Source organism: [Pantoea] beijingensis, from assembly GCF_022647505.1.
GTDB lineage: Bacteria > Pseudomonadota > Gammaproteobacteria > Enterobacterales > Enterobacteriaceae > Erwinia > Erwinia beijingensis.
Genome location: NZ_CP071409.1, coordinates 681909 through 703905 on the forward strand (window position 1 = coordinate 681909; position 21997 = coordinate 703905).

The window sequence follows — 21997 nt, forward strand, 5'->3', positions numbered from 1 at the left end:
CCGGTTAATGTGGCAGCATATCGGGTGGGCTATCATCGCGGCGATAGAATGCCTGGCCTTCAGCATCGAACAGATAGCAGCACGCGGCGGGCAGGCGTACGCCAGCTTTTTGTCCGGTAGCAGCAGATTGCGTATTCGCGTGGCGAATAACCAGCGGATCGGCACCGTAGCCGCCGTTCAGATAAAGTAACGACTCATTGCCCATATGTTCGATAAACAATACTTCCGCTTCAATATCCCCTTCTGCCACGCTGCACAGCTGCAGATGTTCCGGACGAATACCAACGCTAACGGCTTGGCCTACCGCTGCTTGAGAAGTTGTAATAGGAAGCGTCACGATCGCACGGTTTTCCAGTACCACGGTGCTGCGATCGCCGAGACTCTGTTGCAATATTCCGCGGATCAAATTCATTTTGGGGGAGCCAATAAACTGTGCAACAAAAGTATTTGCAGGTCGGTTATACAGTTCAAGTGGCGAGCCGACTTGCTCAATATGTCCCTGATTCAGCACCACAATACGATCGGCTAATGTCATCGCCTCCACCTGATCGTGCGTGACATATAAGATCGTGGCGCCGATTCGCTTATGCAATGCAGCGATCTCCATGCGCATTTGTACCCGCAGTGCGGCATCCAGATTGGACAGCGGTTCATCAAACAAAAACAGGCTGGGTTCACGGACGATAGCGCGGCCAATTGCCACCCGTTGGCGTTGGCCGCCCGACAGGTCTTTAGGCCGCCGGTCCAACAAATGCTCCAGCTGTAAAATATGGGCACTGTTACGCACGCGCCGGTCTATTTCTGGTTTTGTCAGCTTTGCCATTTCCAGCGCAAACGCCATATTCTGGTAAACCGTCATATGGGGATAAAGTGCGTAAGATTGAAACACCATGCCGATCCCGCGCTCAGAAGGCGAATCATCATTCACCCTGATGCCATCAAGGAACATATCACCTGAGCTGATCTCTTCCAGGCCGGCGACCATACGCAGCAGCGTAGATTTTCCGCAGCCGGAAGGACCAACCACCACCACGAACTCACCGCCATTAACCTGTAAATCGAGCGGCTTAATGACTTCGGATGAGCTGCCGTAACGTTTTTGTACTTTTTCGAGAACGAGCTGCACCATCGTTTTATTTTCCCCGAAGTTAACCTTTAATTGCGCCGCTGGTCAGGCCGCTAACAATGCGTTTCTGAAAAATCAGAACCAACAGAATAATCGGGAGCGTCACGATCACCGACGCGGCCATGATGCTACCCCACGGTAGCTCATAGGGTGAGGCCCCCTGGAACATGCCGATGGCAACCGGCACCGTCCGTTTATCGCCGGAGATAATAAATGTCAGGGCGAACATAAATTCGTTCCAGGCACCGATAAACGCCAGCAGCCCAGTCGTAACCAGTGCCGGTGCCATAATCGGCATAAACACCCGGCGAATAATGGTCCAGGTGCTGGCACCGTCAACGATAGCCGCTTCCTCCAGTTCTACCGGAACCGAACGCATAAAAGTCGTTAGCACCCAAACGGTGAAAGGCAACGAAAAAGTGGTGTAAGACAATACGAGTGAGCCCAGCGAGTCATACAGCCCAAGAAAACGTACCAGTTCAAACATGCCGGAGAGTACCGCTACCTGCGGGAACATCGACACGCAGAGAATGGTAAAAAGCATAAATTTTCGGCCGCGAAACGGGATCCGCGCCAGGGCAAAAGAGGCGGTGATCGACACCAGCAGGCAGAGCGTGACGGTCAGAGTTGCGACGACCAATGAATTAACCAGACTCCGGGCGACGCCATTTTGTACCAGAGCAATGACATAGTTATTCCAGAAAAAACCATCCGGCAGATAGTGGGGCTGAAACAGGTCTTGGCCGCGACGAAACGAGGTCAAAATGGCATAGTAAAAGGGAAAAATGCAGACCGCACAGGCAATGACGGAGGAGAACAAAATCAATAGTTTCAGGCTCCACTGGCGTTGACGGCGGCTCAGCTTCATGTGTTTTTTTCCTTCTCATTAAGACGCTGCACATAAAGGAAGCTGGCGGCGATACCGGCCACCATCATAAACACCAAAACTGAGGCGGCGGAGCCGCTGCCCATATCCTGGTAAGTCATGATCTGCTGACGGGCGTAACTGGAAACAGACATAGTGGCCTCGCTGTTTGAGGTCAGTACGTAAATCAGATCAAAAATGCGCATGGCATCCATAACTCTGAAAATAAGCGCAACAATGGCAGCAGGCATAATGAGCGGCAGGGTAATGCGACGAAATCGCTGCCATGCGCTGGCGCCGTCGACGCGTGCGGCCTCATACAGATCCGCGGGGATCAACTGCAGCGCCGCCAGCAGCATCAGGGCCATAAACGGCGTGGTTTTCCAGACATCGGCAATCACCACCGCCCACATTGAAAGGGCGGGCTCAGCAATCCAGGCAAGATGGCTTTTCATACCAAAAATATGCATGAGCAGATTATTTACCACGCCATACTGATCGTGAAACATCCAGCCCCACATTTTGGCGCTAACAATGGTCGGGATCGCCCATGGGATTAAAATGGCTGTACGTACCAGCCCCCGGCCACGGAATGGTTGGTTCATCAACAAGGCCAGTAGCATGCCGAAAATCAGCTCAAGCGAAACGGAAATAGTGGTAAACCACAGCGTATTCCAGACAGCGTGCCACCATAAAGGATCGACCAGTACGCCAATCGTATGACCATCAACTTTCGCCCAATAATTGCTAAGGCCCACCATCTGGAAATCAGAGAGATCGTCCAGTGCGGCGTTGGTAAAGCTAAAGAAAAAAGTACGGAACAGCGGCCATCCGGCAGAGAGTATTAGCAGGATAATCGTCGGGGTAACCAGCCACCATGCCATCAGGCGGCGACGTTTAAGCCAGGATATTCTGGTTTTATTCTTACCGCCGGGCCGGATACCTGCACTGACCTGCGGTGATACCGACGAGGGGTGCAGGTGATTATGACGTTTCATCAGCCACTCCGAAAAAGATAACAACCGCTGGCCTGCCAGCTTATCAACAGGCCATATAACCGGCTGGATACTTGCCGTCTTTCAGGGCTCCGGCAGGCTCAACGCCATTGTTGACCCTTAATACGCTGCAGACGTTTTTCCAGGGCGACAACGGCGTTCTGGCCATTGGCATTACCGTTCAGAACCTGGAATACCTGATTGAAAATTGCGTTAGAGACTTTCGGATACTGCGCTCTGGTCGGGGTTGCCGGGCGGGCAATGGCGGCGTCAAACACTGGCGCAAACAGTGCCAGCTGAGGCGCGGTGGCCAGCACCTCTTTATCTTTGTACAGTGCCGGATTTGACGGGGTAAAGCCCATCGTTTTCAACGCCACTTTTTGCGCGTCATCATCCGCAACAATTTTTAACAGAGCATAGACTGCGGCCTTATTCTGGGTATTGGCATTGACCGACCACTGCCAGCCACCCAGCGTTGCACTGGACTCTCCTCCTTCACCCGACGGCAGTGGCATAATACCCACTTTATCTCTCAGCGGACTGTCATCCCCTTGCGATAGCTGATATGCGTAAGGCCAGTTACGCATAAATAGCGCATCACCATTCTGGAACACCGCGCGCGATTCTTCTTCTTTATAACCTAGCGCGCCTTTGGGCGTAATCTTGCCAATCCAACTGGCGGCAAGATCCAGTATTTTTGCAGCCTGTGGATTATTAATGGTGATGTTGCCCTTCTCATCGACAAAAGTGCCGCCGCCGCTGGAGTTAATCCATTCAAGGGCATTACAGGTTAACCCCTCGTACGATTTCCCCTGAAATACCATGCCCCAGAAATTATTGCGTCCGCTCTTGCGTTCTTCATCCTGAATTTTAGTGGCAATGCGGGTGAGTTCTTCCCATGTTTTCGGCGGTTGTTCCTGATATTTTTCCAGCAAATCTTTGCGATAATAAAGCATGCCGACGTCGAGGTAGAACGGTAGCGCTTTCAGCCGCCCGTTTAAGGTATCGTTATTCCAGGCACCTTTAAAATAGCGGTCACGGGTCTTACCAAATTCATCGGTTAAATCGAGTGTATGTTTGTCCAGCAGGCCAATCCAGATGGTATCGGATTGAAATACATCCACGGCTTTTTCATCTTTCGCCGCAAACAATTGCTGTAACAGAGCCAGTTTTTCATCGGAAGCGGCGGGGAGTTCAACAAATTCGAGCGTGTCACCGGTGGTTTTTTCGAAACGCGCTTTCACATAACTGCAGTAGTCTTTGCCGCCTGGCGAAGTCGGACATTCCATTCGTATAGTCACTGCGCTGGCATAATGGGAGAGGCTGGCGACAGCAGCAGCTAAGATACTCAATGTTAATTTTTTCATTGTTTCCTCTTTTTATTTTTCCTGCCCGGCAACAAGGGGACGTTCTGCCATAACAAAGAGAAACCCTGCGGTAAGCGGTTCGACTCGTTAACCGTAGTTAATTATGCTTACTGGTGGAAATATATATTCACGGCTAAGGTATAGATGACATCTATACCTTAGCCGGGGAACGTGATCGTGGACAAATTTCTGCGCCAGTTTATTGAAGTGGCAACTTTCAACAATGTGAGTCACGCAGCAAACAAACTTTGTCTGAGCCAGCCAACGCTGACGCACAACATGAAGAAACTGGAAGAGAGCCTCGGCGTGGTGTTATTTGAGCGTCTCCCCAACGGTATTAAGCTGACGTCCTACGGCGAATTGTTGCTGGAACAGGCGAGAATGATGCAGCGTATTTATGATAATACCCTGATTAAAATGGAGATTATTAAGGTCCGCCAGGAACAAAGCCTGCGTATTGGTACCGGCCATGCCTGGTGGTTTATATTTATGAAAGCGATGTTTGTCGCGCACCGCCAGCGCTACAGCAATGCCAATATGCATTTTGAGCTTGGCAACCATCTCTGGCTGATGGATTTACTGCTCAGTGGGGATATCGATCTGTTTATCGGCCATGAAATTGAAGGGTTAAATCCCAAAACAGGCATGCTGTTTTTACCGTTGTTCAGTACCGTTAACAGCATTTATGCGCGGCGTGATCATCCGCTCTTTACGCTTAATCGTCCGCTCACGCTGGAGCAGTTGCTACCTTATCCTTATATGGAACTGACACCGGATGCGCTGCGCCATCAGCATCTGGTTGAGGATCTTCAACCGAAAAAGCATGAGCGGAAGCTGCTACATTTGACCGACCGTATCCTCTATTCCGCGAATTCCATGATGGCCGCGTTGGATATGCTACAGGACTCTGATGCGGTAATGCCCTATCCGACGAGCATGGCACCCTGGTTTAGCCGCTACAACATCGCGTCATTGCCGATGACCAGAGCCAGTAAACGCGAAATGGTCGGGGTATATATCATGGCTGAGAATGCGGAAACACCTCATATATCACAGGCCATTGCGCTAATCCGTCAGCATGTGCAACTGCATTTGCATGAGCTGGAGCGCGACCCGGAAAAAGCACCGACATCTGCAGCGAAAACATCAACCACCGGCAACGTATCGCCTCGGCGTGGACGCTGAGGTCGCACAAGGGCGGCCCGATAACCGCCCCCCGGTGTTTATCCCCCTACGATCGGCGTTTTATTCTTATTTAGCGCCTGCATAAACGTATCATCCAGTTGTAAATGCTGCTTCACTAACGCTGGCGGCGTTGAAGCCAGCCATTGATTAAGTGAAATATCTGCATAGTGATCGCTTTTGAATAGTTCCAGAAAAATCAGCGGCTTACCGCCAGTGTTTTCGATGTAGTGCCCCATAGCAAAGGGGACATAGCCCACGTCACCGGCCTGAAAATCAAAGGTTCTGGCCTGGCCGGAAGAGGCAAAGACGCCCATCCTACCTTGTCCTTCGAGATAGTACTGCCACTCATCATTGTTAGGATGCCAGTGCAATTCACGCATGGCGCCAGGCTGTAATTCCACCAGCGCGGCGGCTATCGTCTTAGAGATTTTGAAGGTTGAGGAATCCGTAATACGCACCGTTCCTCCTTTCAGCGTAATCGGCGTTTGCGCCAGCATACGGTGGCTAAAAGCCCGCGTTGATTTCGGTGCATCGGCAATCGCATCGTGACGCAAATCCCCCGGTGTTTTCCCGGAAAAGATGTATTCATCTTGCGGCGAGGGCAGTTTGCTAAAGGTATCCGCAGGTACGCCGAAGTTTTTTGCCAGAATGTCCGGTGGAACGTGTTTAAACCAATCACTTAACAGAAAGGTACTGTCCTCATCGAAATTTCCGCTATCGAAGGCCAGCAAAAATTCGCAGCCGTCCGGTCCTAACCCCTGTATTGAGTGCGGCACACCGGGGGGGAAATACCACAGATCGCCTTTGCTGACATCGTCGATAAACCCACTGCCGTCAACATCAAGCGCGGTGATACGAGCCTTACCGTAGAGCATATACGCCCATTCACCTTCTTTATGCCAATGTAACTCGCGAATACCGCCGGTATTCAGACGCATATCCACTCCGGCGATGGTTGTGGAAATCCCCAGCTCACGCTGGGTGACCTGACGCGTCCAGCCACCGCTTCCTTTACGCACGTGCGAATCGCTAAACGAAAAACGTAGGTTTGGTAACGTTCCGCTATCGGTCGCTGGGGGATTGACGATATCCGGGTTTTCCTTTTCGCGAAGAGAATTGTGTGGGCCAGGGTCAGTGCCACCTCGTTGGCCATTCCATGGTTGCGCTATCGGCTTTTCATGCGCATGAACTTTACCTGCGGCCAGAGCAACGGTTCCTCCGGCGGCAAAGGCCATAAAATTGCGACGGGTTATCGGATTCATAGCAACGTTCCTTATGTTTACTTTGATTTTTAGTATGGGGAAGCATGCTTCAAAGCAGCAAAATGCTACGCCACATCCATATTTATTCAGAAAAAACAGCGGAAGTAAGCGCAATCAGACACGGGAGTGTAAAAAAAGATCCATCAAATTATTTTATTAAATTTATTTATGTATTGAGCCGGAGGCGTGTTTTCCATGCTGGTTAATGTTGCGTTGATGTTATTAACCTGGTTTTCGCACTAAACGGTAAAAAACGTGGAAGGACACAGTGAAAATTTTAATGGATTTGATCGCCCGGGGCGGTCGGAAGGAAATGAAGCGTTACTGCTGGTAGTAAACAGACACTAACGTAACAGGATCTGATTTTTAATACGTGCGTTTTTGCGCGCCATCATATTGCGCCGAACGCTTTACGATATGCTAACCCTGCGTCTTTCACGAAGGTGGCAAACGTACGGAGTGTCGTTATTTGTCTTTTCAATTAGACCAAAGGATATCGTATGAAAATTGATGTCGATATCAGCTTCCGAAAACTTGAAATATTTATGGCATTCATGATCAACGGAAATATCGCCCGAACTGCAGAAAGCCTGGGGTTAAGCGGTGTTAGCGTGCATCGCGCACTGCACTCGCTGGAAGAGAGTGTTCGCTGTCCGTTGTTCATCCATAAAGGCCGCAATCTGCAGCCGCTACCTGCGGCGATGACGTTGCTGGAATACACGCGGGATGCGTTGTCCCTTATGGAGCGAGGCATAGAGGAAACACGGAAAAAAGCGGGCGTCGGGCAGGGGCGTATTCGCCTTGGCACCCTCTATTCTCTGACGCTGGAAACCATCCCCAAGCTGATTATGGGCATGAAATTACGCCGCCCGGAGCTGGAGATGGATTTGACCATGGGGTCGAACGAGGTGTTATTAAGCAAGCTGGAAGATGGCCTACTGGATGCGATTATTCTCTCTGTGAGCGACAGCCAGATCGACCGCAATTATCATGAGGTTTTGCCGCTGTTCGAGGATGATATATACCTCGCGGCACCGGTAGGCTCTGGCCTGGATAGTAGTAAGCCCGCCGACTTACGGGATTTTCGCCAGCAAAAATTTGTCTCGCTGGCAGAGGGGTTTGCCACCTATAACGGTTTCAGGGAGGCTTTTAATATTGCCGGTTTTCAACCGGATATTGTGATGCGGGTAAACGATATTTTCTCCATGCTGAGTCTGGTTCAGGCCGGGGTGGGGTTTACCCTGTTACCCGGCCGCATGAAGAAAGTTTATGAGAACGCTGTGCAGTTGGTTCCGCTTGGGCTGCCTTACCAGATGCGACAAACGCTGGCTATCGTATTCGATCGTAACCGCGAACATGATCCAAACCTGCTGGCTCTCGCGGCTGAAGGGCGCATGTATGCACGGAAAAACGCCTTTAACGCGCCAGACGTGCCCGTTGTGCCAGCGTAATGGCGAGTGGTATACCGCTTTGTTCCAGGGCGATTGCCTCTCCGTACTGAAAGGCCTGGCCTGTCAGACCGCTAAGCGTCGAACCCGGCGGCATCTCGATCGCCAGACCAACCTCACGCTCATTGGCCGCAATCATCGCCTCATGCCAGTGTACGGTACGCGCCATATTCATCGCTAAATCCTCCTGGATCCTATCGGGTTTCCATAATACGCGCCCGCTGCTGCCGCTGAGATAAGCATGAGTCGGTGGCTTAAGCTGTACGCGCTGAAAAGCGGCGAGCAGACGTGTTGCTGGTTCCTGTAATAGTGCGCAGTGGGACGGCACGCTGACCGCCAAACGGCATGTTCTGCGCGCGCCTTTTTCTCGTGCTAGCCGAGCGACGTCCGTCATCGCTTCATCGCGACCGGCGATCACCATTTGCTTTTCAGCATTGATATTGGCGAGATAACATTCACCGAGTAAGGGCTCAAGCTGTCGTTGAGTTAAGCCGATGATTACCGTCAGGCCATATCCTTGTGGCCATGCTTGCTCCATAAGATCCCCGCGTAGTGCAACCAGCCTCAGCGCGTCGTCAAATCTCAGCGCACCAGACACGACCGCGGCTGGAAAAGCGCCGATGGATAAACCACTAACAAAATCGGGCTGAATACCTTGTGCGATTAGCGTTCGGGCATATGCCACGCCGCTAATTAACAGGCAGAGCTGAACCGATCGGGTGTGGCGTAGGGCGCCTGAGGTATCCAACTGACGCACATCTTCCTGTAATACGTCACTGGCTTGATTTAACCACGTTTCCCCATCGGGTAACGCCTGCAGCATGCCAGGCCTCTGTGCGCCCTGGCCGGGAAAAGTAAACAGTATCTTCATAACTCACATCCTGAGATTATCCTCGTGATGCCATCGGTTAGCATGGCGACCACGGGGATGACGTTAATCGCGGTCCGTGCGGCGTTTTGAGTAAGGCGCGTCCATCCCGTAGCCATTCGACCAGCGCAAAAGCGCCAAACGGGGTGTCAACCTGGGTATCGACCCGACAGGGCAAATGACTGACAGTGTGCTGCCAGCGCGTCATCTCTTCATCCGATAAAGGGGTCGGAGCACGAATAAGCAGATCGAGATCGCTATGGCTCTGCATCACCGGCATTTCGGTTGCCAGCGCATAGCCGCAGCTACCGGTAATGCCCCAACACCACGACCAACAGTGTTGTGACAAAGTAATGGCGCTCTGTACCGGCGGTTGTGAAACGAACGGTGAGCGGAGCAGCGCCTGGAGGTCGACCAGCGTTTCGGGCGTCACCCGGCGTTGAATTGCCCCGGCGGTTGCCCATGCCGCTGCCCGCTGATCGCGTCGCAGGCCGCGAATGCCGACGGGAATCAGCCCAGCCGGGTGTGTATCGCGCCGCACCACCAGCGGCAACGAGAGATGCCACTGGTTACTGACCCATTCGGGTAACTCACCCTGTAATGCGTGACTATCCGTTAGCCAAATGAGATCGTGTGGGCGCGGCAGCATGGTTTACATTCCTGATGTCAGTGAAATAAAGAGCGGTAGTGTGACGATACAGAGCACCGAACTCACCAGCAAGGTGGCTTCCGCATCCGGCGACTGAACGCCAAAGCGATTACCAAACACCACACCAAAGAACCCGGCGGAAAGTGCAATCATCAGAATCGAGGTAATCGCCAGCGAACCGTGCAGCCCCAGGGCCAGGACTAATCCCCAGGCAATCAGCGGCTGAATCAGCAGCTTGGTAAGACTGGAGAGCGTAACCGCCGCATTTATTTTTAATTTGCGTGCGGATAAAATCACGCCGGTCAGGAACAGGGCGGCGGCGGTTGCAGCAAGCCCCAGCGGTTTGATGGCAGAGAGCACCAGTTCAGGCATACTCACGCCAATCGCCGACAGCACTACACCCAGTAATGGCCCCCAGACAATCGGTTTGATGACCGAACGCCACATCAATACCGGCAGCATCGCCAACGATGCTTTCTGATTTCCTCCGGCCTCACGTGCTTTTTCTCGTTCCAGAATAAGCAAACAAAACGGCGTCATTAGCACGGAACCACAGGCGATAGAGGCGGCAACTGACAGTGAGGTCGCCGAACTTTCACCGAGTACGCTACCAAGAATAGGCAGGCCCAACGCGGCATAGTTTGGTAATGCTACGGTCAGCGTCAGCACCGCTGCGTCCTGCGGGGTTTTCTTAAATACGCGGGTACAGAGGAAATAAATAGCCAGCCAGGCGATCCACATGGCCAGCACCAGCACCACAATCAGCGGAGATTGCTGAACGATACCGACCCACGGTGTTTGCACCGTTGCACTGAACAACGCGGCGGGTAAAGCAAAATCCATCACAAAAATGTTCAGCAGTGCGACATTTTGATTGTCCACCATCTTGGTTTTTCCGGCATAGAAGCCTAACAGCATGATAACGAAGATTGGGGCAAGGGCATGAATAATTACGTAAGTCATAAAACCACCTGTTAACAACGAGTTATAGTTAAGCACAGGCGCGATGTTGTTATTATCTGGTCACGCTGGTGGCGTCGATGGGCAGCTCAGTGCCCATCTGAATGGCCTGCAGGTTTGTCTTATTATTGTGTGTCGGCACTTACCAGACGGCGCGCATGCGCTCCCGTACCAGCACGGAGCTGCGTCGGTTTTCCGCCCCCAGTCGATGGCGTAGCGAGGTGTCGCCCTGACGCGCATTAACCACTGCCTGGCGCAGTGCCGCCATCACCTGCTGACGATCGGCATCGGTTGGAGCATCGGGTTGCTGTAGGGATAGCAGCGCGTCAAGTAATCCCAGCGAGTGGTAACTGGCGACGTCATAGGCCATGGGCGGAATGGTGGCCGCCAGTTTTTCCAGCGATTCGACGCTGCGTAAGGTAATGCGTGCCGCAGATTCTTTGCCCATCGCATGGATCATGACACCGGCATCGTTGAAGGCGATCAGTTGATTGGCCTGATAACCATGGGCTAAAAAAGCGCCTGACATCGCGTTACCTACAATCAGGCCGATGACAGGATGCCCAGCCAGGCGCGCGTTAGCGTAGGCGGCAGCAGCAGCGGCGAGCGCCTGATGAATGCCAAATGCCTCCTCACGACGGCCGTAGGCCTGGCTGGGCACATCAATCACCGCCACGATGATGCGTTTTTGTTTCTTTTGTGCATCGGCTGCCAGCGTATCCTTGACGACTTTCGCCAGACCCCATCCCTCCAGCAACCCGACCTCGCCGTGTACTGCGCGGGGATAGTGGTTATCGGCATCTGGCACTACGGCAATAAATCGTGCCGGTTGGCCATCCAACTCACCATCGGCCACCTGCAGTGACGGGCATAATCCCGGCATCCGTGGCGCATTGTTGCTCAGTAGCGATAACCAGCGCTCACCCCGGCTTAGCTGTTGGCTCATAGCGGTTTCCCCTCAAAAAAGTGTTTGATCTGTTCTGCGTCGGCTTGCTGACGAGTATCGAACTTAAGCAGTGCCGGCAGCAGGTCGGCGTCGGTGCGGTATTTTGCTGGAATGCCTTTTTCCAGCGCGCGCTGTACTGCCTGTTTAATCGCCTGGAGACCGTCGCCCACCAGCACATCCGCCAGACCGCTGCGGTGGCGTACTTCGCCACCCGTCATCTGCCAGATAAAGGGGCGATCGCGTGAGTCGTACTCTTCAATCCCAGCCTCCTGTTCAATCACCTGCGGACCGTTAAGGCCCAGACGCGCTTCACGCGTGACGATAAGATAACTGCACAGTCCAGCGGCAATCGACATGCCGCCGAAGCAGCCGACGGTACCGGCAATAATGCCGATCACCGGGGTATAGCGGCGAAGATCGACGATGGCGGCGTGAATATCGGCGATAGCCGCCAGACCAAGGTTGGCTTCCTGTAAACGTACGCCGCCGGTTTCAAGGCATAAAATCGCCTGGGTTGGGATACCGTTGCGGTTATCTTCCGCCGCCAGTTCTAAAGCCGCGGCCATTTTCGCGCCGGAGACTTCGCCCATACTGCCGCCCTGGAATGCGCCTTCGATCGCCACCACCACGGTTGGCTTACCGTTCAGCGTGCCTTTGGCAACCACCATGCCGTCATCCGCCTGTGGAACGATGCCCTGTGCCGGAAGCCAGGGAGAAGCAATCCCCTCGAAAGGATCGAGTAGCTCACGGAAGCTGTCGACATCCAGTAGCTGGCGTGCGCGTTCACGCGCCCGAAGTTCAATAAAGCTGCTGTCGTTACGCATCGCTCGCCTCCTCAAATACCTGTTCAATACGAATACGCGCGACGCCGGGTGTGGCGCCAAAGTCATGCAGCGTCAGCGTGCCGGCTGGCAAGCTGCTAAAGGCGCTGATGCGCTCAAACAGGGCGCGCCAGCGGGTAATGCTGTTATCCACCGAGGTAACAATCGCGACATTCAGCGTCTGTCCGTTATCTGCAACGAATAGCGCCTCCATATCGCCAGAGCCCACGACGCCTGCCAGCGCTCTGCCTTTTAGCGTGCGCATGGCGGGAAAAGAGAAAGTAATTTGTTCCATAGCATCCTCAATAGGTTGGTTGACCGGGCTACCGTCAGCGACGGCGCTCAGCCGGGATGACAAGACGATCGAGAAATAGCGTGGCGGCCAGCAGATCCGCAGCACCGCCAGGCGAGGCATTTAGCGTCAGCATGTGCGCGTCGAGCGCCATTAGCGCGGCATAACCATTGGGTTGCGCGCAGCCGCCCGCCCGCAGTACACGCTGCGCGCCATGCTGCATGGCTTGCAAACCAGTTAGTCCGGCGCGTGAAAGCACGCAGGTATCGCTTAGCGAGGTCATAATCGCCATTAATGCATCAAGTCGGGCCTGAACTTCGCTGGCACCTTGCTGGCGGCTGAGCCGTAACTGCGGCAGCGCCAGCCTGATGATGTGCGGGAAGCCTTGTTGCGCTTCTTCGCGCGCACCGGGTACCCGGTAGCGCTGGGTGGCCCGTAGCCCTTTACTGAACACGCGCGGGGCGGCAACGTCAGGCAACTTCGCCAGGCGCGCGGCCATTGCGGCAATCTGATCGGCGGTGCCGGAGCCTGCCAGCATGGCGCAGGCTGAAACCAGCAATCCCATCGCCCAAATCGCGCCGCGATGCGTATTGACGCCACCGGTTGCCGTCATCATGCGCTGTTCGCCTTCGCGCCCCAGTTTCCCTACTTGCTGACGCAGAGCGATATCTGCCTGGCGCTGCCAGGCGTGTAACGCCAGCGCATAAAAGGTGGGTTCCAGGCTGTGTGCTGAACGCGTCATCAATGACAGGGTCAAATCCTGGTGCGCACCGTTCCCCCGACTATCCACCAGTCCGGGTTTGGGGCTTAAGCAGGCTTCATCAATCAATGACTGCATGGCAAGCGAAGCCAGATGCTCAGCAACGGCTTCTGCCCTATTCGTGGTGATATCGAGTAAATTACGCATCACCAGCTCCGAAATTTCGCCGGTGGGTTATACAAACCGCCAGACCATTCAACCAGATCTGCCACGCTGCCAGCTGCCAGCAACGAGCGGCTGGCCTCGGTACGACGGATAGAGAGATCTTCCGGTAGTGCGACTTTCCCCTCGCGGCGCAGCTTCGCGACGCGTTTGGCGTCAACGCCAAGACCCACGTCGGTGATTCCGGCGACGGCGGCAACCATGGCCCGGCGCTCTTCCATCGACTGCGCGCGATAGAGATAAGCAATCCCTTCTTCCGTCAGCACGTGGGTGACATCATCGCCATAGATCATCACGGGTGCGAGAGGCATATGGGCGGCGCGAGCGACATCGACGGCATCAAGTTTCTCAACGAAGGTAGGGTTTACGCCTGGCTGGAAAGTTTCCACCATCTGCACGACGAGTTTACGGCCGCGCACCAGTGGGTCGGGCTTATCGATCATGGCTAGCCAGGCTGGGGTAGCGTGGCGGCGGCCGTGTGGATCGTGGCCCATATTGGGTGCGCCGCCGAAACCAGAAAGACGACCACGTGTCACGGTGGATGAATTAGCTTCGCCATCGACCTGCAGCGTCGAGCCAATAAACATATCGACCGCATACTGTCCGGCCATCTGACAGAACGCGCGGTTAGAACGCATAGAGCCATCAGCGCCGGTAAAAAAGACATCCGGCCGTGCGGCAATATAGTTTTCCATCCCCAGTTCGCTACCAAAGCTGTGCACGCTCTCCACCCAGCCGCTTTCAATTGCCGGGATGAGCGTGGGGTGGGGGTTTAACGTCCAGTGTTTACAAATTTTGCCTTTTAGCCCCAGGCGTTCGCCGTAGGTTGGCAGCAATAATTCGATGGCGGCTGTATTGAAACCAATGCCGTGATTAAGAGACTGCACCTGATGCTCGGCGTATATTCCTTTAATCGCCATCATTGCCATCAGCACGTGTTCCTGCTTAATCAGGCGCGGATCGCGCGTGAATAACGGTTCAATGAAGAAGGGCTTATCGGCGACCACCACAAAATCTATCCAGGAGCCGGGAATATCCACGCGTGGCAGATCGGTTTCGTCGTCCACCAGTTCATTAACTTGTGCGATCACAATGCCGTCATGGAAAGCGGTTGCTTCAACTAGCGCTGGCGTATCTTCAGTGCTGGGACCGGTATAAAGGTTACCTTTCCTGTCGGCTTTGAAACCGGCAACCAGCGCCACATTTGGTATTAGATCAACGTACAACCGCGCATATAATTCGATGTAGGTGTGGATAGCGCCAATTTCCAGCGAACCATCCTCCAACAGCTGTGAAATACGCAGACTTTGCGTACCGGAGAAAGAGAAATCCAGTTTGCGGGCGATGCCTTTTTCAAAAATATCGAGATGTTCGCTGCGGCCAACGCTAGGCATAATCATATGCAGGTTATTAACTTTTGCCGGGTCAACCTCCGACAGCATTCGCGATAAAAAATCAGCCTGTTTTTGATTGTTTCCTTCCAGAACTACCCGATCTCCCGGTGCGATTAATGTTTCCAGTACTCGCGGTAGCTCATCTGTGGGTAAGACTTTACCTGCCAGATTAAGCGATGTAATACGACGCCTTTTTTCACTGCGGCGTGTATCCCAAACGCGGTCAGATTTTTGTCCAGATGACATGGTTAACCTCATGATTTAATTTGCTATTTAATATGGGTTTCTGACTGAATAGTGTCTTTCTTTTTGGCTTAAGCATCAATTAAGCGCGGCGACGGATCGTTAGCCTGAAAGTAATAATTAAATTTAATTTGATTAAATCAGTGGGTTAAGAAATTACGGAATGGAGAAGGGTCGCAAAAAAGTTAAAAAGTTAAAAAGTTAAAAAGTTAAAAAGTTAAAAAGTGGATAACGGATAAAGGGCCAATAAACGTTGGTATAGTGCTTATTGAGGGAAGGGATGGGTGACATCGCCAGCACCAGATGTTCTGGAAGGCGTATTAATTAACAAAAAGTAAGCATCAATGAATCTGCTTTTTAATCTAAGCCATTTTCACACACTCTCTTCTTTGTAGTTCTCGTGAATGAAGTAATTTCCTAATTTATAGTAAGATACTTCTTACTAATCATATTGATTGAGAAATTCATTGATTTAAATCAATGCGTGCTTTGTTTTTGCATAAAATATTGTATTTTTTGTTTTTTAGAATGGAATGATTGATATCAGGCGGCGTCCATGGCCATAACATTGTTTTATTTGTATTTTTTTTTTTTTGGAATTTTTGTCTGTTTTTTATGTGAAAATTTCTTAATATTTTTCCAGTTGCAGGTTTTAGATCTTTAAATTTGATTGGCAATATGATTTTGCTCTATTATCGCGCTCAGGGACGTGTAGTAAGAAACTATTATTGCAGCGATAAACAGAGGGAATTATGAGCGACAGCTTCCAGAAAGAGATACCAAAAGCACGTATTAATTTAAAACTGGACCTGCATACCGGCGGGGCGAGTAAGAAAACAGAACTGCCGCTGAAGCTACTGGTCACCGGCGATTTCAGCAACGGACAGGAAAGCGCGCCGTTAGCTGAGCGCAGTAAAATTAATATTAATAAAAATAACTTTAACAGTGTTCTTTCCGAATATTCCCCAAAAGTGAATCTCACCGTTAAAAATACGCTGGCCGCTGACGGCAGCGAAGAAAATATCAGCCTGGCCTTCCGCGATATCAACGATTTCACCCCGGAACAGGTGGCCCGCCAGATACCCCAGCTTAAAGCCATGCTGGCCATGCGCAATCTCCTCCGCGACCTCAAAGCGAACCTGCTGGATAACCAGGCCTTCCGCAAAGAGCTGGAAAAAATCCTGCTTGAACCCGCGCTCAGCGCGGAACTGCGCAGCGAGCTGTCTGCCCTGGCGCCTAAACAGCCGTAATCACGGTGTTTATTTAACGGATTAATTGAGGAATGCTGATGTCTTTAAAAAATGAAAACGCCACCGCCGCCGAAAGCGTGGTGCTGGAACGCCCGGCAGCGGGCGGCGTGTACGCCTCCCTGTTTGAAAAAATCAACCTGAGCCCGGTCTCCGAGCTGAGCGCGCTGGACGTCTGGCAGGATGCGCAGGCGATGTCCGATGCCACCGCCGATGAGCGTCTGACCGCCGGCATGCAGGTGTTCCTGGAGTGCCTGAGTAAAGCGGGCTCAAAGGTGGAAAAACTCGACAAAACCCTGATTGACCACCATATCGCGGCGCTGGACTACCAGATCAGCCGTCAGCTCGATGAGGTGATGCATCACGAAGGCTTTCAGCAGGTTGAGTCGCTGTGGCGCGGCGTGAAGTCGCTGGTGGATAAAACCGATTTCCGCCAGAACGTCAAAATCGAACTGCTTGACCTGTCGAAAGACGACCTGCGTCAGGATTTTGAAGACGCGCCGGAAATCATCCAGAGCGGGCTGTACCTGCAGACCTACGTGGCAGAGTACGACACCCCGGGCGGCGAGCCGATTGGCGCGCTGGTCTCGGCTTATGAGTTTGATGCGTCCGCGCAGGACGTGGCGCTGCTGCGCAATATCTCGAAAGTCTCCGCGGCGGCGCATATGCCGTTTATCGGCTCGGCGGGCCCGCAGTTCTTCCTGAAAGACAATATGGAAGACGTGGCGGCGATAAAAGATATCGGTAACTACTTTGACCGTGCCGAGTACATCAAGTGGAAATCTTTCCGCGAGACGGATGACAGCCGCTATATCGGCCTGGTGATGCCGCGGGTGCTGGGTCGCCTGCCGTACGGCCCGGACACGGTGCCGGTGCGCAGCTTTAACTATGTGGAAGAGGTGAAAGGCCCGGACCACGATAAATACCTGTGGACCAACGCCTCGTTTGCGTTTGCCTCCAACATGGTGCGCAGCTTTATTAACAACGGCTGGTGCGTGCAAATTCGCGGCCCGCAGGCGGGCGGCGCGGTGCAGGACCTGCCGATCCACCTGTACGATCTGGGCACCGGCAACCAGGTGAAAATCCCGAGCGAGGTGATGATCCCGGAAACCCGCGAATTTGAATTTGCCAATCTGGGCTTCATTCCGCTGAGCTACTACAAGAACCGTGATTATGCGTGTTTCTTCAGCGCGAACTCGACGCAGAAACCGGCGCTGTATGACACGGCGGATGCGACGGCGAACAGCCGGATTAACGCGCGTCTGCCGTACATTTTCCTGCTGTCGCGGATTGCGCACTACCTGAAGCTTATCCAGCGCGAAAATATCGGGACCACCAAAGACCGTCGCCTGCTGGAGCTGGAGCTTAACGCATGGGTGCGCAGCCTGGTCACCGAAATGACCGATCCGGGCGACGAGCTGCAGGCGTCTCACCCACTGCGCGATGCGAAGGTGACGGTAGAAGACATTGAGGACAACCCGGGCTTCTTCCGCGTGAAGCTGTATGCGGTACCGCATTTCCAGGTGGAAGGCATGGACGTCAATCTGTCACTGGTTTCCCAGATGCCGAAGGCGAAATCTTAACGTAAGGCAGGAAGCCGATGAAAACGGAACAACCGTTATGGGGCAGGGGCATCATGGTTTCTCCCCAGCACTTCCAGCAACAGGCCGCGTATGCGGCCTGGTCCGCTGAATGCATTGCTCAAATGGGGCTTAGCCACCCGTGGGGAATGATCGACGCGACGTTTGAGCCGGATGCGCTGAAACTGGGTCGCCTGCAGGCTCGCCATCTGCATGTCCGCTTCCAGGACGGTACGCTCATCGATACCGGGAATGCGGATGCCTTACCACCGGTGCTTTCACTGGAGGGTGAATCACAGCAAGTCATGGTTGTTCTGGCACTGCCGCTGTTGCGGGCGAACGGCGGCAACTGCCTTAAGCCCGATGACGTTGCAGAGCGCCCGGTGCGTTACCGACAGCGCTGGCGCGATATTCGTAACCAGTTTGGTGAAGATAGCCGCCAGATAGCGATCATGCAGCCAGAACTCACCCTACGCTTTGCCCATCAGAATAACGGTGATTACCTGACCTGCCCGGTCGCCCGCCTGCAGCAGGACTCGCAGGGCGCATGGATACTGGATGAGACGTTTCTGCCGCCGTTACTGACGGTGCGCAGCAGCAAATGGTTGTTGATGCAGTTGGAACAGTTGCTGACACAACTGCGTGCCCGTCTGGCCCGGTTGATGGCGATGCGCCGCGAAAGCAATGAGCGGATGGCCGATTTTGCGGTGGCGGATGTTTCCCTGTTCTGGCTGCTGAATGCCCTGAACAGCGCCGAGCCGGTGTTGGGGCAGTTTCTGCGTGATCCGCAAAGCCCGCCGGAACGTCTGTATCCGGAACTGGCACGCCTGGCGGGGAGCCTGCTTACCTTTTCGCTGGAGCACCAGGTGAGTGCGATTCCAGTCTGGCAACATGAGCAGTTGAACGCCGTGTTTCCACCGTTATTTGACTTATTAAGCGAGCTGCTGGAAGCCAGCCTGCCGTCACGGGTGGTGGCCATCGAGCTCACGCATGACAAACGGCTGCGTCAGTGGCTGGCGCGTTTGCATGATCCACGGCTGCGTGAAGGGGCCGATTATTACCTGTCCGTGCGTTCGCCGATTCCGGTGGCGCAGTTGCAGGAACAGTTTCCACAACAGTGTCGCGTGGGCAGTCCGGATTTTGTCAGCAGCCTGGTGAATGCATCACGACAGGGCATCCCACTGAAACCGCTGCGGAATGTGCCGGCCGCCATTCCACTACGCCTGGAAAACCAGTACTTCTCTCTCGACCTCTCCCATCCCGCTGCGCAGGAGATGCTGGAAAGCGGCAGTTGTATGTTTTACACCCCCGGTATGCTGGGGGAGCCTGAACTTGAACTCTTTGCGGTACTGCGAACATGAGTGAGCATAAACGCGGCGTGGCCGCGTCCATTGATATCGATGCGCTGCTGCAGAACACCTGGTTGCAGGTGATCAGCCTGCGGCATGGCCCTCAGTTTCAGGAAGGTGAAGGCCGCGTACTCTGGGATCGCTGTGTCGCGGACGTAGAGCGTGTTCAACAGGCTCTGAAAGAGAGTGCGCTGGATGAAGTGAGTTGCCGGCACATATTGACGGCCCAGTGCGCGTTGCTGGATGAAACGGTAAAGGGACGTGGTGTGCAGGATGATGCCTGCGTGCAGTGGTATGACATTCCTCTACAGGGGCATTTTCTCGGCACGATGGATGCTGGCGATACGCTTTGCGATCGGATGCGCGATGTTCTGAGAGAACCCGCGCCGGATAGCCTTGTGCTGACCTGTTTTCATCGCGTCATGCTGCTGGGTTTTCTCGGCAGCTTTCGTTCGTTACAGGATCCTGAGCGGAAAAAGCTAGTCAGCGCCCTGAGTGAACAGGTGGTTCCGTTCAGCTATCCACAATCCCATCCGGTGCTGGCGGATAGCCGCGGCGGGCGGGGTATCGGAAATCGACTTTCCTCCTGGCCGGTACGCATTGTCCTGAGCGTCATTATCCTCGTCGCCGTCGGGTGGGGGCTTAATTACTGGCTTGATCAGATGCTGGCAACATTGTTGCCCGGAGCGGTGAAATGAGTCCTGCACGGCAACGCTGGCTGGCGTTGTGGGCCGTGCTATTAAGTGGCGTGGTCTGTCTGGGATTTTTACCGGTCCCACGGATGGCCTCCATCGCGATACTGCTCGCATGCTGGGGAGCGATCGCTGCGATAGGGTATATGGCTTGCCGACGGGAAGAACATGACGCGACGGCCTGTCTTGATAACTTACCGGAAGCGACCTATCGCCAGCCTGTGGTATTGGTTTGCGGTGATCTGCCGCAAGCCTGGCCAGAACAGTCGCAGGTGCTGACCGTAACGCAGGGATGCTGGATCCGAGTGGAAGATCATCAGGATGTGGCACAGGTAGCCCGCCAGATCCTGTGGCAGCGACCGGACTGGGGACGTCAGTTGTCGGTGATGGTTAGCATTTGCCCGCAGAAACATGCCGATACTGAAGTACTCACCAGTCGTTTACTGGCCCTGCGCTGGCAAATAAGCCAGCTGCGCCGTGACACGGGTCATTCGGTACCGCTGGTGCTGAACGGGCAGGCCGGGAGTGCCATGATGAATGACATGCTCTGGCAGGCCGCGATCCCCGGGGAGGGCATCAGCGTCTGGCGTGCCTCTTCCGCCCCCCGTTCAATCGCGGCCTGGGTGACTACCGGTGGCGCGATGGCGATGCAGCAGCAGGTACTGATGAACAGCCTGATGGCCTGGCTCCATTGCCACGTTAAAGCGGTATTTATGGATGAAAATCCTGATATTCCTGCGATTGCGCCAACGGCCGTGCTGTGGGGTATCGGCCCGATTCTGGCCGGGAGTCTCTCTTCATCCGTCTGGACGGCATGGTTACAGCGTCATACCGCGATGCAGCATGCTGCGGGCTGGCATCCGGTCGGTACGGACAGCAACGTGATGTCATTATTCCCGGACTTTGTGTTGCCGCTATTGCCCGAAGGGCAAGGAATGACGCCCGCACAGCGTAGCTGGCGTTGTGGGCTGATGATTTTTACGCTGGCTGCCCTCGTGGCGCTATTAAGCAGCGGCTGGAATAACCGTAAATTACTGCATAGCGTGAGTTTCGACATTCAGCATTATGACCGGATCCCGATGGATAATTATGGTCCGAAAGCAGATGCGGTAAATGTACTGCGCAAGGATGCGGCACAGCTGGATAACTGGTCGCGTAACGGTGAACCGGTACGGATGAGTCTTGGGCTCTACCAGGGCGAACATCTGCGTATGCCGATACTGGACGCGATTCGTACTTATGTACCGCAGCCACCACCACCGCCACCGGCAAAACCTCAGCCAGAACCGGTGCCAAAAATTATCCGTCTCGACAGCATGTCGCTGTTCGACTCCGGCAAATCCGCGCTGAAAGCCGGTTCAACCAGGCTGCTGGTCAACTCGCTGGTGGGCATCAAAGCCAAACCGGGCTGGCTGATTGTGGTCAGCGGGCACACCGACAACACCGGCAGCCCACAGCTGAACCAGACGCTCTCCCTGAAACGCGCCGAAGCGGTGCGTGACTGGATGCGTGACACCGGCGACGTGCCGGAAAGCTGTTTTGCGGTGCAGGGCTACGGCGCAGGCCGCCCTGTTGCCACCAACGACACGCCGGAAGGGCGCGCGCTTAACCGACGTGTCGAAATCAGTCTGGTGCCGCAGGCGGATGCCTGTCAGCGGCCGGACAACACCCCGGCGTCATCTGAGGATGATGACGCTTTATAAAGCAAAATACACAAAATCATTCGGGCCGGCTCATGGCGGCAACCGGGTGAGTCTCCGGGCAGCGGCATAACGCGGTGTCCGGG

The 21997-nt window shown here is 54.0% G+C and carries 20 protein-coding genes; 7 read left to right on the plus strand and 13 right to left on the minus strand.

Annotated elements, in window-relative coordinates; translation table 11 throughout:
- Positions 1-4: 4 nt before the first annotated feature.
- From J1C60_RS03115 to J1C60_RS03130, 4 genes are all read right to left on the minus strand, one after another.
- Entirely contained in the window at positions 5-1129 is a 1125-nt protein-coding gene (locus J1C60_RS03115; RefSeq protein ID WP_128178464.1) for an ABC transporter ATP-binding protein, read from the minus strand.
- A 19-nt stretch (positions 1130-1148) separates the two neighbouring features.
- Positions 1149-1994, minus strand: a complete 846-nt coding sequence (locus J1C60_RS03120; RefSeq protein WP_128178463.1) for a carbohydrate ABC transporter permease — start codon at positions 1992-1994, stop codon at positions 1149-1151.
- Entirely contained in the window at positions 1991-2989 is a 999-nt protein-coding gene (locus J1C60_RS03125) for a carbohydrate ABC transporter permease (protein ID WP_229655783.1), read from the minus strand. Before J1C60_RS03125 ends, J1C60_RS03120 begins: the two co-directional genes overlap by 4 nt.
- A 98-nt stretch (positions 2990-3087) precedes the next feature.
- The gene (locus J1C60_RS03130; RefSeq protein WP_128178462.1) at positions 3088-4353 is read right to left on the minus strand and encodes an ABC transporter substrate-binding protein; all 1266 of its coding nucleotides are present in this window, start codon (positions 4351-4353) and stop codon (positions 3088-3090) included.
- Positions 4354-4530: 177 nt separating this feature from the next.
- Between J1C60_RS03130 and J1C60_RS03135 the strand changes: the two genes are divergently transcribed.
- Positions 4531-5538, plus strand: coding sequence for a LysR family transcriptional regulator (locus tag J1C60_RS03135; RefSeq protein WP_235859173.1), 1008 nt, complete (start codon positions 4531-4533; stop codon positions 5536-5538).
- A 38-nt stretch (positions 5539-5576) separates the two neighbouring features.
- On the opposite strand, the gene J1C60_RS03140 is transcribed toward J1C60_RS03135, so the two are convergent.
- Entirely contained in the window at positions 5577-6800 is a 1224-nt protein-coding gene (locus tag J1C60_RS03140; protein WP_128178460.1) for an oxalate decarboxylase family bicupin, read from the minus strand.
- A 500-nt stretch (positions 6801-7300) separates the two neighbouring features.
- Between J1C60_RS03140 and J1C60_RS03145 the strand changes: the two genes are divergently transcribed.
- Entirely contained in the window at positions 7301-8251 is a 951-nt protein-coding gene (locus tag J1C60_RS03145; RefSeq protein ID WP_128178459.1) for a LysR family transcriptional regulator, read from the plus strand.
- Here J1C60_RS03145 and mdcH read toward each other — a convergent pair.
- The 8 genes from mdcH to mdcA form a co-directional block, all read right to left on the minus strand.
- On the minus strand, positions 8217-9119 hold the full coding sequence (gene mdcH / locus J1C60_RS03150) for a malonate decarboxylase subunit epsilon (RefSeq protein WP_128178458.1): 903 nt from the start codon (positions 9117-9119) through the stop codon (positions 8217-8219). The genes J1C60_RS03145 and mdcH overlap by 35 nt on opposite strands.
- 37 nt (positions 9120-9156) lie before the next feature.
- The gene (locus J1C60_RS03155) at positions 9157-9765 is read right to left on the minus strand and encodes a malonate decarboxylase holo-ACP synthase (protein WP_128178457.1); all 609 of its coding nucleotides are present in this window, start codon (positions 9763-9765) and stop codon (positions 9157-9159) included.
- Between the two features lie 3 nt (positions 9766-9768).
- The gene (locus J1C60_RS03160; protein ID WP_128178456.1) at positions 9769-10728 is read right to left on the minus strand and encodes an AEC family transporter; all 960 of its coding nucleotides are present in this window, start codon (positions 10726-10728) and stop codon (positions 9769-9771) included.
- Positions 10729-10867: 139 nt separating this feature from the next.
- Positions 10868-11671: a biotin-independent malonate decarboxylase subunit gamma gene (gene mdcE / locus J1C60_RS03165; RefSeq protein WP_128178455.1), complete on the minus strand. Its 804-nt coding sequence runs from the start codon at positions 11669-11671 to the stop codon at positions 10868-10870.
- Positions 11668-12495, minus strand: a complete 828-nt coding sequence (locus tag J1C60_RS03170; RefSeq protein ID WP_128178454.1) for a biotin-independent malonate decarboxylase subunit beta — start codon at positions 12493-12495, stop codon at positions 11668-11670. Before J1C60_RS03170 ends, mdcE begins: the two co-directional genes overlap by 4 nt.
- A complete protein-coding gene (gene mdcC, locus J1C60_RS03175) occupies positions 12488-12787 on the minus strand; it encodes a malonate decarboxylase acyl carrier protein (RefSeq protein WP_128178453.1) in 300 nt (99 codons plus the stop codon). Before mdcC ends, J1C60_RS03170 begins: the two co-directional genes overlap by 8 nt.
- Positions 12788-12821: 34 nt before the next feature.
- Positions 12822-13691, minus strand: a complete 870-nt coding sequence (locus J1C60_RS03180) for a triphosphoribosyl-dephospho-CoA synthase (RefSeq protein WP_128178452.1) — start codon at positions 13689-13691, stop codon at positions 12822-12824.
- Positions 13691-15346 (minus strand): malonate decarboxylase subunit alpha, encoded by a 1656-nt coding sequence (gene mdcA, locus J1C60_RS03185; RefSeq protein ID WP_128178451.1) that lies wholly within the window; start codon positions 15344-15346, stop codon positions 13691-13693. The genes J1C60_RS03180 and mdcA overlap by 1 nt, the downstream gene beginning before the upstream one ends.
- 749 nt (positions 15347-16095) lie before the next feature.
- Between mdcA and tssB the strand changes: the two genes are divergently transcribed.
- The 5 genes from tssB to J1C60_RS03210 are packed head-to-tail and all read left to right on the plus strand — an operon-like array spanning position 16096 to position 21914.
- Positions 16096-16593, plus strand: coding sequence for a type VI secretion system contractile sheath small subunit (gene tssB, locus J1C60_RS03190; protein WP_128178450.1), 498 nt, complete (start codon positions 16096-16098; stop codon positions 16591-16593).
- 32 nt (positions 16594-16625) lie between these two features.
- Positions 16626-18173, plus strand: coding sequence for a type VI secretion system contractile sheath large subunit (tssC, locus tag J1C60_RS03195; RefSeq protein ID WP_128178449.1), 1548 nt, complete (start codon positions 16626-16628; stop codon positions 18171-18173).
- A 17-nt stretch (positions 18174-18190) separates the two neighbouring features.
- A complete protein-coding gene (gene tssK, locus J1C60_RS03200; protein WP_128176766.1) occupies positions 18191-19531 on the plus strand; it encodes a type VI secretion system baseplate subunit TssK in 1341 nt (446 codons plus the stop codon).
- Positions 19528-20217: a type VI secretion system protein TssL, short form gene (tssL, locus tag J1C60_RS03205; RefSeq protein WP_128176768.1), complete on the plus strand. Its 690-nt coding sequence runs from the start codon at positions 19528-19530 to the stop codon at positions 20215-20217. Before tssK ends, tssL begins: the two co-directional genes overlap by 4 nt.
- On the plus strand, positions 20214-21914 hold the full coding sequence (locus J1C60_RS03210; protein WP_242080468.1) for an OmpA family protein: 1701 nt from the start codon (positions 20214-20216) through the stop codon (positions 21912-21914). The genes tssL and J1C60_RS03210 overlap by 4 nt, the downstream gene beginning before the upstream one ends.
- Positions 21915-21997: the final 83 nt, after the last annotated feature.